This is a genomic window from Rhodococcus sp. EPR-134 (genome assembly GCF_001647205.1).
GTDB classification, from domain to species: Bacteria; Actinomycetota; Actinomycetes; order Mycobacteriales; family Mycobacteriaceae; genus Rhodococcus_F; species Rhodococcus_F qingshengii.
On record NZ_LVCT01000778.1, the window covers coordinates 1 to 15,075 of the forward strand.

General features: G+C 64.9%; 1 protein-coding gene. It reads left to right on the forward strand.

The genetic code is table 11. The annotated features are described in order from the left end of the window. On the forward strand, positions 1-15,075 hold a 15,075-nt coding region (locus tag A2J01_RS33355), incomplete at both ends, for a non-ribosomal peptide synthetase (protein WP_156519484.1).

A 15,075-nucleotide genomic window follows, 5' to 3' on the forward strand; every position in this document is an offset into this window, starting at 1 on the left:
CACGCTTGCCGAGACCTTCGACGACGACGGCCGGCCGGCCGGAATCGAGGCCGGGTTCACCTACGCCAGCGCCCTGTTCGACGAGTCGACCGTCGAAGGTTTCGCTCGATACCTGGTTCGGATTCTCGGTGCTGTCACCGAATCACCGCACACGCCGGTCGGCGACATCGATCTCGTGAGTGATCTCGACACGATTCGCGCCGTCACACCGGAACTTCCCGAGCAGGTTCACTTCTCGACGTTGCTCGAGCGGAAGTACGTCGACGAACCGCAGAGGACTGCACTGATTTTCGGCGACCGCCATCTGACCTACTCCGATCTGGACCGCCGCGCCAACCGGCTTGCACGACTGTTGATCAGCCGCGGGGTCGGTCCGGAATCCGTTGTCGCCCTGGCATTATCACGCTCACTGGAATCCGTGGTCGCGATCTGGGCGGTTGCCCGGTCCGGCGCTGCATTCGTACCCGTCGACCCGGCGTATCCCGTCGACCGCGTGCACCACATGATCAACGACTCGGGAGCGGGCGTCGTTCTCACCACCGCCGAGCATGCGGGTGTCGTCCCCGACGAGGCAGACGCCGTTCTGCTCGATCAGGCAAAGACACTCGCAACCCTCGAACAGATCGGTGATCAGCGGATAGATGCCTCGGAGCTGCTGGCTGCGGTGTCCCTGGACAACCCGGCCTATGTCATCTACACCTCCGGTTCCACCGGCGTCCCCAAAGGCGTCATGGTCACTCACCGTGGGCTTTCGGCACTCGCCGAGCAGGAACGCAGCCGCTTCCGCGTCGAGTCGACCTCGCGCACGCTGCATTTCAGCTCACCGAGCTTCGACGCCTCGATTCTCGAACTCCTGATGGCTGTTGGTGCCGGGGCCACGATGGTCATCGCCCCACCGAGCATCATCGGCGGAACCGAACTGACGAGTCTGATCGCCGACCAGCACGTCACGCACGCCTTCATCACACCAGCCGCACTGGCCACGGTCGATCCGAGCGGACTGAACGAGCTGGTGTGCATCGGAACCGGCGGCGACGTCTGCCCACCGGACCTCGTCGCCGCCTGGGTCAGCGATCACCGGATCATGATCAATGCCTACGGACCAACCGAATCGACGGTCGTCGCCAGCATCACCGAGCCGATGTCCCCGACCGATCGAGTGACGATCGGTCGCCCGTCGACCGGCATCACCGCGTGGGTCCTCGACAATCGCCTGCACCGCGTCCCGGTCGGAGTGACGGGAGAGCTGTACGTCAGCGGCGACGGACTCGCCCGCGGTTACCGAAACCGCGCCGGCACGACCGCCGAACGATTCGTGCCCAATCCCGCGGGCAGTGCGGGCACACGGATGTACCGAACCGGCGACCTCGCCAGGTGGAACAAGAACGGAGAACTCGAGTACCAGGGTCGAGGCGATTTCCAGGTCAAGATTCGCGGATTCCGCATCGAACTCGGCGAGATCGAGGCAGTTCTGGCTCGCTATCCCGGCGTTGCACATTCCGTGGTGACCACGCTCGAACGTGACGGAGGCGCCGCACGGATCGTCGGATACGTCGTGCCTGCCAACGACGCTCAGACTGTGGATCCCGAGGCCGTCATCGCGTTCGCGGGCTCGGCTCTGGCCCCGTACATGGTTCCTGCGGTCGTGGTCGTTCTCGACGAACTGCCGATGACTGCCAACGGAAAGCTCGACCGCCGAGCCCTGCCGGTTCCCGACTTGCGAGCAACCCAGGCACGCTCGCGGGCCGCCGAATCCGATACCGAACGCACGCTGGCCGCCTTGTTCGTCGATGTCCTCGGTGTCGAATCGGTGGGCGTCGACGACTCGTTCTTCTCGATGGGCGGCGATTCGATCATGTCGATTCAGCTCGTCGCCCGTGCCCGCGATGCCGGGCTCGTCTTCACCCCGCGTGACGTCTTCGAGGTGAAATCGGTCGCCGGTCTTGCGGTTTTGCTGGCATCGACCAAGGACGACGAACCCGAGGTGCTAGAGGAACTTCCCGGAGACGGCGTGGGCCACGTGCCGTTGATGCCGGTGGCTCAGTGGTGGCTCGACCGGCTCGGCTCCGATCTCCGAGGTCTCGATTCGTTCTCCCAAGCGACTCTTCTCAACGCGCCGCATGGGCTTCGCAGTGTGGAGCAGTTGACCGCGGCTCTTCAAGTTGTTCTCGATCGTCACGACATCCTTCGCGCACGCCTCGAGCTCGACGGCGAGCGCAGGCTTGTTGTCGGCGAGCCGGGATCTGTTGCAGCCGAGAATATTTGCCGGGTGATCGAGGTAGAGGCCGAGCCGGGCACCGCGGTGTTCGACGCGGCGATCGTCGACGCACTGGGCGGTGCGCGTCGAGAACTCGACCCCGGCCGGGGCGTGATGGTGCGGGTCGTCTGGTTGTCCGGCGTGCGCAACGCCGGCCGGCTGCTCCTGGTGATCCACCACCTCGCCGTCGACGGTGTCTCCTGGCGCGTCCTCGTGCCGGAACTTGCGTCGGCTTTCCACCGCATCGATGCAGGCGAGGAACCGGAGCCGTCGTACTCGGGCACGTCGGTTCGTCGTTGGTCGCATGCGCTCCGCGACATCGCGCCCGATCGAAGAGTCGAATTGCCCCGGTGGCGTTCGATACTCGAAGGTGCCGACCCGCTGATCGGAACCCGGCCGCTGGACCCGCGGCTCGACACGTTCGATTCGGTCGGCCGAGTTGTCGCCGACGTACCCGTCGAACTGTCCGACACAGTCCTGACCACGCTTCCGGCGCTTTTCGGTGGATCAGTCAACGACGGTCTCGTTGCTGCTCTCGCACTGGCACTGACGCAGTGGAGGCAGGCACAGGGCATACGAACCGACAACGTACTCATCTCGATGGAGGGCCACGGACGCGAAGCTCACGTGGTGCCCGGTGCGGACGTCCTGCACACGGTCGGCTGGTTCACCAGCGTCTTCCCGATGCGGATCGACCTCGCCGGCATCGACATCGCGGAAGTGATGAGCAGCGCCCCAGAGGCAGCGGTGGTGCTCAAGCGTGTCAAGGAAGAACTCTTGGGTGTTCCGGACAGCGGCATCGGCTACGGAGTTCTGCGTTACCTCGACGAGGTGGGTCGAGCGGAACTCGAAGACCTCCGCCAACCGCAGATCTCGTTCAACTATCTGGGCCGTTTCTCCGGCACCGAAGCAGGAGAGTCACTGGGGGACTGGGCACTGGCCCGGGACGTCGATCTGGAAGCGGCAGCGCGGTCCGAGATGCCAGTGGGTTCGGTCCTGGACGTCAACGTCGTCACCACCGCGATCTCGGGCGCACCGCACATCGGTGCCACTATCGCCTATCCCACCGGCGTGCTGGCAGAGCGCGATGCTCGCGCCATCGCCGACCTCTGGGTGCAGGCGTTGCGCGCGCTGGCCACCTATGCCGAACACAGCGAACGCGGGGGACTCACCCCGTCGGACATCGACCTGATCGACCTCGACCAGGATTCCATCGACCACCTCGAGCGCGAGTTCCCGACACTGACCGACGTCTGGTCCCTCTCACCGCTGCAATCCGGACTGCTCTTCCACGCCCGCTACGCCGAACACACAGTCGACGCGTACACCGTCCAACTCGCACTCGAACTCGACGGCGTCGACGCGTCCCGGTTGCACCGCGCCGCACAGGCGTTGCTCGACCGTCATGAGAACCTGCGCGCGGCGTTCACGACCGACACCGGTGGGCGATCGGTGCAGGTGATCAGCGCCGACGTTGACGTGCCGTGGACCGAGATCGACATCTCTCCGTTGGCCCCCACCGAACAGGCAACCGAGATACGCGAGCTCCTCCATGCGGATCGGGTGCGAGGCTTCGACATGGCCACGCCGCCCCTGCTGCGGTTCCTGCTTCTGCGAACCGGAGACAACGCGTATCGGTTGATCCTGACCAACCACCACATCCTCCTCGACGGATGGTCGATGCCGCTGCTGGTCCGTGACCTACTGACGCTCTACGCCACCGACAGTGATCACAGTGCCATCCCACGCGTGCACCCCTACCGGGACTATCTGAGCTGGATCAGCACTCGCGACGACAGCGTGTCGATCGAAGCCTGGGGCGAAGCACTCCGCGGACTCGACGACCCGACGCTGCTGACCGGAACCCACGCTGTCGACGAGGACGGCGCGACTTCACGCTCGACGACCACAGCGCTCGGAGAACGTGAGACGGAACTTCTGCGTGGATTCGTCCGCTCCCGTGGCCTGACGACAGCCTCCTTGATCCAGGTGGCCTGGGGAATCGTGCTCGCCGAACTCCTCGGCCGCGACGACGTCGTCTTCGGTGGAACCGTCTCCGGCCGACCACCCCAGGTGTCCGGCGTCGAGTCGATGGTGGGTTTGTTCATCAACACCGTCCCCGTTCGAGTGCGCCTCGATCCGCGAGAGTCCCTGGCGGCGCTGTGCGTTCGCGTCCAGGCGGAACAGGCGCGGTTGTCCGATCACCATCACGTGGGGCTTTCGCACATCACTTCGGCTGTGGGGGCCGCTGCATCGTTCGACACGCTGACTGTGTTCGAGTCGTATCCCGTCGACCGCGGTGGACTCTCCTCCGGCACCGACATCGCCGGAATGCACGTTCTCGACGTCCACGACGCCGAGGATGCCGCGCACTATCCACTCGCGATCGTTGCCTCTGCGGCCGACGGGCGACTGCGGCTCAAATTCGAGTATTTCCCGGGAGTCCTGGGCGATCACGACATCGACGCGATCGCCGACCGGTTGCTCCGCACCCTCGAGCTGATCACCGCACAACCGGATCTGCCGCTGGCGAAACTGCGTTTGATGCCGGATTCGCAAGTGCAGCAATTGGTTCCCGCGCGCGGCAGGCAGGGCCGCTCGGTCAGGACACTCGATCGCGTCTTTTCGGACACCGCGAGCAGATTCCCCGAACGGGTTGCGCTGTCCTGTGGTGAGAGAAAGATGACCTATCGAGAGCTGGACGAGGCGTCGAATCAGTGGGCGCGCGTGCTGATCGCTGAAGGCGCCGGGCCGGACTCACGGGTGGCGATCTGTGTGGAACGCTCCTTCGAATCCGTCGCAGCGGTCTGGGCGATCACCAAGACCGGCGCCGCCTTCGTGCCGATCGATCCTCGCTACCCGAGTGACCGGATCTCGTTCATGCTCGAGGACTCGGCATCCTCGCTCGGATTGACCACGGCTGCCCACAGACCCGGCGACGGCGGTGTGACGAAGTGGCTCGAACTCGACGACCCGACGAGCATCGCTCGGCTCTCCGGAGTGTCCACGGCGCCGCTACGCGAGGACGAGCGTCGAGGAACCCCGCGGTTGGAGAACACTGCCTACCTCATCTACACCTCGGGCTCGACCGGCCGACCCAAGGGCGTCGTCGTCACGCACACCGGTCTCGAGAACTTCGCCGACGAACAGCGTCATCGCTACGGTCTCACCGAGAATTCGCGCGCACTGCATTTCGCCTCTCCGAGCTTCGACGCCTCCGTTCTCGAGTACCTGCTCGCCTTCGCCGTCGGCGGCGAACTGGTCGTAGCTCCCACCACCGTCTACGGGGGAACCGAACTGGCCGACGTTCTCCGCGAGGGACATGTCACCCACGCGTTCATCACGCCTGCAGCGCTGACGTCGGTGGATCCCGAGGGAATCGACGAACTGACCACCATCACGGTGGGCGGCGAGGCGCCCTCGGCGGACCTGGTGCGCACCTGGGCGCCGGGAAGATCGTTCGTCAACGTCTACGGACCCACCGAAACCACCATCTCCTGCAACCTCAGCGACCCCATCCCGGCCGGCGAGAAGGTCTATCTCGGACCGCCGAACCGCGGATTCAGCGAGGTTGTCCTCGATCGCAGACTTCAACCGGTGTCCGTCGGAGTTCCCGGCGAACTGTATGTCGCCGGAGTCGGACTCGCGCGCGGCTATCACGGGCGCTCACCACTGACGAGCGAACGATTTGTCGCCAACCCGTACGGCGAGCCGGGGGAGCGGATGTACCGCACGGGCGATGTGGTGCGCTGGCGCAGCGACCGCACCATCGAGTACCTCGGACGCAGCGACTTCCAGGTCAAGATCCGCGGCTTCCGTATCGAACTCGGCGAGGTCGACACGGCGTTGGGTCAGCTGCCCGGCGTAGAGTACGCGGTCACGTTGGCGGTGCGCGGACCCTCCGACGAGCAGGCCTTGGCGGCATATGTCGTCTGCGACGACGAACGCCGGGTGAGCGCCGAGGACATCCGGGCGGCGGCACGGGAGCTACTGCCGGCACACATGGTGCCCGCAAGCGTCGTCGTGCTCGACGAACTACCGCTGACCGGCGTCGGAAAGGTCGATCGGGCTGCTCGTCCGGCGCCTCGTTTCGACACCGATGCCGAGACACTCACTGCACCGGCCACCGAGTTGGAACGGCTGGTGGTGGGCGTTTTCGAGGACGTGCTCGGAGTGTCTCCGATCGGTATCGACACTCACTTCTTCGACGTCGGCGGAAACTCACTGACCGCGACCCGCGTCATCGCCCGCGTCAACGCACTTCTCGGCACCGACATCGGCGTTCGAGGACTGTTCGAGTCTCCGACAGTTCGGCAGCTCTCGCGTCTGGCGGAGAGCGTCGGCCGCGGCGAGAACCCCAGACCACCGTTGACTCGGCGATCCCGCCCGGACCCACTGCCCGTGTCACTGGCACAGAAGCGGATGTGGTTCCTCAACCAGTTCGACGTGACGTCCCCCGCCTACAACGTTCCCCTGGCAGTGCGCCTCGACGGCGATCTGGACTTCGCCGCATTGCAGGCCGCGGTAGCGGACGTACTGGGGCGCCACGAGAGCTTGCGGACGAAGTTCCCCTCGATCGACGGACAGCCGGTTCAGCAGGTGATGTCCAGCGACGAGGTCATGCCGATCCTGGAGCCGGAAATCGTCACTGCTGCCAGAGTGTCCGATCGAATCCTCGAGCTGGCCTCGGCAGGCTTCGACGCCTCGGCCGAAGTTCCGATCCGCTGCGCGGTCCTGCGCGTCGACGGGGACGAGCGCAGGCACGTACTCGTGATCGTCGTCCACCACATCGTCGCCGACGGGTTCTCGATGAACCCCCTCGCAGCGGACGTGGCAACCGCCTATGCGGCCCGCAGTGCCGGCAGTGCGCCGAACTGGTCGGAACTGGCCGTTCAGTACGGCGACTTCGCTGTGTGGCAGCACGAAGTGCTCGGCTCCGAGGAAGATCCGGACTCGGCTCTGACCCGTCAGCTCGATTACTGGAAGGACCGACTCGCGGGACTGGGCGAGCCGATCGCGTTGCCGACGTCGTTCCCACGTCCGGCAAAGCCGTCCATGGTCGGCTCGGTCCACCGGTTCGCGGTATCGCCGCAGACCCATCGGGCGCTGACCGACCTGGCACGTGAGCACGGCACCACCATGTTCATGCTCATGCACGCAGCACTGGCGGTACTTGCGGCGCGCCTGGCCGGTACCGAGGACATCGCCATCGGGACACCCGTCGCCGGCCGCGGCGAGGCCGAACTCGATCACCTGGTCGGTATGTTCGTCAACATTCTTGTGCTGCGAACACAGATCACGCCCGACGCGTCGTTCGAGGACGTCCTCGCCCAGGTTCGCGAAGGCGACCTCGGCGCGTTCCAGCACACCGACTTGCCCTTCGAAAGGTTGGTCGACGCACTCGACCCGGAACGCTCGACTTCGCACACTCCGTTGTTCCAGATCCTCATCGAGTTCCGCAACAATGCACTCCCACAACTCGAATTGCCGGGGCTGTCGGTCTCGGGAGTCGAGTTCGACCTACCCGTCGCCAAGTTCGATCTGCAACTCTCGGTCACCGAGCGTTACGACGCGGATGGCGGAACGGATGGAATCGACGCCGAATTCATCTACGCCACAGACCTGTTCGACGGTGAATTGATCGATTCGTTCTCACGCAGACTGCTCACCATCCTCGAGGCGGTCTCGCGAGAGCCGTCGACTCCTACCGGTGACATCGATGTCGTGAGCGCCGACGAGCGTCGACAGATGCTGACCGAGTGGAACACTCACGCCGAACCGGCCCCAGCGGACAACATCGCGGACCGATTCTTCGAGGCTGTTGCAGCACATCCGTCGTCGACCGCGGTCAACGACAGCGACGGCGCCATGACGTACGCCGAACTGGACGGGCGCGCTAACCGCCTGGCGCGGCTCCTGATCGGCCGCGGTATCGGTCCGGAATCCGTGGTGGCTGTTGCAATGCCCAGAACCACCGATCTCGTGCTGGCCCTCGTCGCAGTCATCAAAACCGGAGCGGCATACCTGCCGGTCGACATCACCTACCCGGCCGAGCGCATGCGGTTCCTCTTCGACGACGCGCAGCCGGTATGCCTGGTCACGACCGGAGACTTCCGAAGCGACCTACCTTCGGAGATCATCGAATCCGGCATAGACGTCGTCGAACTCGGATCGCCGGAGATCGCGGTACGCCTCGATCACTCCGCGCCCCATCGCATCACCGACGCGGACCGGACGACACCACTTCTGCCCGACGCGGTCGCGTACATCATCTACACCTCCGGATCCACAGGGCGCCCCAAAGGTGTCCAGGTCAGCCACCGCAACGTGCTGACTCTGATGGACAACACCGCCCCGACGTTCGGGTTCGACGACACGGACGTGTGGACCATGTTCCACTCGTACGCATTCGACTTCTCCGTCTGGGAGCTGTGGGGGCCGCTGCTACACGGGGGCCGACTGGTCGTCGTCGACTACTACACGACCAGATCGCCGGACATGTTCCACGAACTGCTCCGCAGGGAGCGAGTGACGGTGCTGAACCAAACACCCACCGCCTTCTACCAACTCGCCGAAGCCGACCGTGCGTACTCACCGAACGGCACGGGTCCAGACCTTGCACTGCGCTACGTCGTCTTCGGTGGAGAAGCGCTCGATCTCGGGCAGTTGCGCAAGTGGTACGACAGGCGGCCCGACACGGCTCCGACGTTGGTCAACATGTACGGGATCACCGAGACGACAGTGCACGTCAGTCGAATCGCACTCGACCGCAACGACAGCGAGCACGCGTCGGCGAGCATCATCGGGCGAGCAGTACCGGGATTGTCCGTCTACGTACTCGATCGGCGACTGAACTTGGTACCACCAGGTGTCGTCGGCGAAATGTACGTGGCCGGTGATCAGGTGACTCGGGGATACCTCGGGAAACCCGCATTGACTTCGGTGCGGTTCCTTCCCGATCCATTCGGTAGTTCGGGGGATCGAATGTATCGGAGCGGGGACCTGGCGAGGTGGAACGACGCGGGGCAGTTGGAGTACGTGGGCCGCAGTGATTTCCAGGTGAAGGTGCGTGGTTTCCGCATCGAACTCGGAGAGATCGAAGCCGCAATGCTCCGCTGCCCCGGCGTCGCGGCCTCGGTAGCACTTGTTCGAACGGAGGGAGCGTCACCGCGGATCGTCGGGTACGTGGTCGTCGAAACAGGCAGTACCGTCGATTCAGCGGCGGTGACCGACTTCGTCGCCGCCGAACTCGCGGAGTACATGGTGCCCACCGCGATCGTCGTCCTCGAATCGCTTCCACTGACGGTCAACGGAAAGCTCGACCGACGAAGCCTCCCGGCTCCGGACTTCACCGTCACGGGACCAACCGAGGCGACGCGGGCGCCGGCCACCGCTACCGAAGCGGTCCTCGCGGACCTCTTCGCGGAGGTGCTGGGTCGGGGCAGTATCGGAGTGGACGATTCCTTCTTCGGTCTCGGCGGCGATTCGATCATGTCGATCCAACTCGTCTCACGGGCGAAGTCCGCAGGCCTCGTCTTCACTCCGCGGGACGTCTTCGAAGCGAAGACCGTGGCCGGCCTCACCAAAGTGCTCCTCATCGAATCATCGGAAACGGCACCGGTTCTCACGGAGCTACCCGGCGGGGGAGCCGGCCCGCTACCGCTCACGCCGATCATGGAGTGGCTCGTCGAACGCAGTCGCGGTGACCTGAGCACGATCCGCAGTTACAGCCAGAGCGCGCTGATCGCACTGCCCGCGGATGTCTCCGGCCCCGCGCTGGAACGAGCATTGCAAACGATCCTCGATCGTCACGACGTGCTGCGGGCGCGCCTGGACGCCGCGACTCACCAACTCGAGATCCGCGAGCCAGGGAGCATCACCGCCCCCGACATCCTGCGCCGAACCTCCATCGTGTCCACCAGCGGCGAAGAATTCGTCGCCGCTGCGGAAACCGCGATGCAGGACGCATCCAGCCGCCTCGATCCCGAACACGGGAAGATGATCAGCGCAGTCTGGTTGGATCCCGTCAGCTCGAACGGCAACCGGGCCGAAGCCGGACGGTTGCTCCTGGTCCTTCATCACCTCGCGGTCGACGGTGTGTCCTGGCGCATGCTCGTCCCGGGCCTGGTCACTGCTTATGCTTCGGCGTTCGACGGAGAAACACCCATACTTCCGCCGGGCGGAACGTCGATACGTCGCTGGGCGACAGCGCTCGCCGAGACCGCTGCGCAGCGACGCGACGAGATCGACCTGTGGTCGAGAATGCGGACCGACGAGCCATTGCTCGGGGCACGCGGGCTCGACCCAGCCGTCGATGTCGGAGCCACCGTCGACCGAGTCAGCGTCGACGTTCCGACCTCCGTGACCGAGAACGTCATCTCGACGGTGCCTCAGCATTTCGGAGGCTCGGTGAACGACGGACTGCTCGCTGCTCTCGCGATGGCCGTCACCGCCTACCGTCGATCGCGCGGACAGCGCAGCGGGGAAGTGCTCGTCAACCTCGAAGGGCACGGCCGCGAGGAGAACGCCGTACCGGGCGCCGACCTCTCGCGCACGGTCGGTTGGTTCACCACCTTGTTCCCCGTCCGGATCGATCTCACCGGACTCGATGTCGTCGATGCACTGGCCGGGGGATCAACCGCCGCCTCCGCCGTGAAACTCGTCAAGGAAACGCTGCTCGGCCTGCCCGACAACGGAATCGGGTTCGGCATCCTGAAGTACCTCGATCGAAACGAGGAACTTCGTGAGCTGCCCACGCCGCAGATCTCGTTCAACTACCTCGGACGATTTGCCGGCTCGGATCCCGAGCACGGCGAAGTGCCATGGCTGCCGATCTCGGAAGTGACCCTCGACGAAGCGCACAGCGGCGAATTGGCCGCCGCGTCGGTGCTCGACATCAATGCCGTCACGACCGATACCGCACACGGTCCGATTCTGCGCGCTACGTGGTCCTTCCCCCGCGGCATTCTCAGCGAGGCCGAAGTCACCGAACTGGCGGAGCTCTGGGCCCGAGCACTGGGCGCACTGAGTGAATACGTGGAGGAACACTCCGAGCGCGAGCTCACGCCCACCGATCTCGATCTCGTCACCGCGGATCAACAGAGCATCGAACAGCTCGAGCGCAGATTCCCCGACCTGACCGACATCTGGTCACTGTCACCTCTGCAGTCGGGGATGCTCTTCCACGCCCAGTTCGACGAAACCGAAATCGACCCGTACATGGTGCAACTGACCCTCGAGCTCGGGGGTCGGGTGGAGGCGCCGCGCCTGCGCCGCGCCGCGCAGGCCTTGGTTGATCGTCATCCGAGCCTGCGCGCGGGATTTGTCTCCGCACCGGGAGGGCGGGCACTGCAGGTGATCCGTTCCGGTGTCGACATCGGCTGGGCCGAGATCGACCTGTCCGGGGCCGAAGACAGTGAAGTCGCGTTCGGTCAGCTGCTCGAACGCGATCGCGCTCATCGTTTCGACATGGAAACAGCCCCGTTGATCCGCTTCATGCTCGTGCGAATCGGACCGGACACAGCACGCCTCGTCGTGACGAACCACCACATCCTGCTCGACGGCTGGTCCACCCCGCTGTTGCTTCGAGACCTGCTCACTCTCTACGCAACCGACGGTGACCCCGAGATTCTGCCCCGAGTTCAGTCGTATCGCGACTATCTCTCCTGGATCTCGAAGCAAGAACCCGAGACTTCGCTACGGGCGTGGCAAGAAGCGCTACGGGGCGTCGACACGTCCACCCACCTCTCGAGGGCAGACACCGCCGCCGAAACCGTGGCAAGTGAAATCCACTCGTACTCGCTGCCGACAGAACGAACCGAGACTCTTCGAGCGTTCGCGCGAAGCCGCGGTCTGACCATGGCGACCCTGGTACAGGTGGCATGGGGAATCGTGCTCGCCGAACTTCTCGGACGCGACGACGTCGTCTTCGGCGGAACGGTCTCAGGACGCCCACCACAGGTGCCCGGCGTGGAATCGATAGTCGGCCTGTTCATCAACACGGTGCCTGTCCGAGTCCGCCTCGACGCCCGAGAAACCCTCGCCGAAATGGCCATTCGCGTCCAATCCGAGCAAGCGTCATTGCTCGACCACCACCACATCGGACTGTCGGACATCGCCGGAGCAGTCGGCGCCGCCGGTTCCTTCGACACCCTGACGGTATTCGAGTCGTATCCCGTCGACGAGACAGCCCTGACCGCCGAAACCGACATCGCGGGAATGCACGTTCTCGGCATCGACGGACGCGACTCGGCGCACTATCCGATTGCCGTGGTGGCGTCCGAAAGTGACACGCTGAATCTGAAGATGGAGTACTTGCCGACGCACTTCTCCGCCCGCGAAGTCGCCAAGATCACCGAGCGCGTGGGCATCGTCCTCGGGCAACTCGCCTCGGCACCGGATCAGCCGCTGGCCCGTCTGCAGGTTCTCACGGAGTTCGAGAGCCGTGATCTTGCGCCGGTCTTCGGCTCCCCGGGGCGCTCCGCGCGAACGCTCCCAGAGATTCTCGCCGACGTCTCTGCCACCTATCCCGACCGCATCGCGCTCTCGGCCGGCAGCCGTTCCATGACCTACGCCGAACTGGACCGGCGCTCGAACCAGTTGGCCAGAGCCATGATTCGCCGCGGCGCCGGGCCCGAGACGTCGGTTGCCATCGGCATCGAAAGGTCCGTCGAATCCGTACTCGCGGTGTGGGCGGTGGCCAAGACCGGCGCAGCGTTCGTCCCCGTCGACCCCACCTATCCGGCTGACCGAATCGAACACATGCTCAGCGACTCCGAGGTGCTGTTCGGGTTGACCGTCGTCGACGCCATCGACACACTTCCACCCATCGTGTCCTGGTTGGTGCTCGGAGAAGAGGCATTCGACGACGACGTCGCCACCAGTTGCACGCTGCCGATCACCCAGGACGAACGGCGTGCACCGGTGGTCATGGACAACGCCGCCTACGTGGTCTACACCTCGGGATCCACCGGCCGACCCAAGGGAGTTGTCGTCACCCACACCGGACTCGACAGCTTCGCACTCGACCAGCAGCGTCGATTCCACGCAGATCACCACTCTCGAACCCTGCACTTCGCCACCCCCAGCTTCGACGGAGCCGTCTTCGAGTACCTGCAGGCATTCGGTGTCGGAGCAACCATGGTGATCGTCCCGACCGACATCTACGGCGGCGCCGAACTGGCAAGTCTCATCCGCCGCGAACACGTCACTCACGCGTTCGTCACCACGGCAGCACTCGCCACCGTCGACCCGGCCGGCCTGGACGAGTTCCGGCACGTCGTCGTCGGGGGAGAGACACTACCGCCGCATCTCGTCGGCCTCTGGGCTCCCGGACGAGAATTCGTCAACGCCTACGGCCCGACCGAGACAACCGTCATGGCAGACATCAGCGAACCCATGACAGTGGGCGCACCCATCACGATCGGTGGACCGATCCGCGGCGTGCACGAGATGATCCTCGATTCGCGCCTGCAACCCGTACCCGTCGGAGCTCCCGGTGAGCTGTACATCGCCGGCATCGGCCTGGCTCGCGGATACCACCGGCGTCCCGGCCTGACCAGCGAGCGATTTGTCGCCGACCCCTTCGGCAAGCCAGGCGACCGGATGTACCGCACGGGCGACATCGTCTCCTGGCGAAGCGATCACACCATCGAATACGTCGGGCGCAGCGACTTCCAGGTCAAGATTCGCGGATTCCGCATCGAGCTCGGCGAGGTCGACGCCCAGATCACCGCAATGGCGAGTGTCACGAACTGCGTGACACTCGGCGTCGACGGACCGGCCGGCGCCACAGTTCTCGCGTCCTACCTCACCGTCGAGGAAGGATCGACGCTGACCGGGGCAGAGATCACCGCGCACCTCGCCGGACGTGTTCCCTCGCACATGGTTCCGGCCAGCATCATGATCGTCGACGAGCTACCGCGCACCGCGGTCGGCAAGCTCGATCGAAAAGCGTTGCCGACGCCGGAGTTCACCGGAACCGGTGTGGAATTCCGGGCGCCCGGCACCAGCCTCGAACGTCGGATCGCCGATGCGTTCATCGACGTACTCGGCGTCGAACGGGTCGGCGTCGACGACAATTTCTTCGAGCTCGGCGGCAACTCGCTGATCGCCACTCGCGTGGTCTCGCGGCTCAACTCCGCACTGAACATCGACGTCGGGGTGCGCGTGCTGTTCGAGGCACCGACGACGGCTCAGCTCGCCGAACGGCTCTCCAGCGCTGTCACTGCCGTCGGCACTGTGCCGCTCACTCCCATGGAGCGCAATGGCAGCGTCCCGCTCTCGTTGGCGCAGAAGCGCATGTGGTTCCTGAACCAATTCGACACACGCTCAGCCGCGTACAACATCCCACTAGCTGTTCGCCTCACCGGTGACCTCGACGTCACGGCCATGCAACAGGCCATCGCCGACGTCGTCGAGCGGCACGAAACACTGCGGACGGTGTTCCCCGCCGTCGGCGGCGATCCGATTCAGCAAGTGCTCACCGTCGACGAGGCAGTACCGCCGGTCCGTGAAATGACGTTGGGGGAGGACGAACTCGCGGAGCGCATGCAACGACTCGCCACGACCGGCTTCGACGTGTCGGTGGACCTGCCGCTGCGCGTGGCACTGTTCCGACTCGACACCGCTGAACCCGTTCACATTCTGTTTGTCGTGGTCCATCACATCTGCGCCGACGGTTCGTCGATGGCGCCGCTCGCACGCGACGTGATGACGGCCTACCTGGCGCGTACGGCAGGGATCGAGCCCACGTGGGCGCCGCTCGAGGTGCAGTACGCAGACTTCACGTTGTGGCAGCATCGCGTCCTCGGATCGGA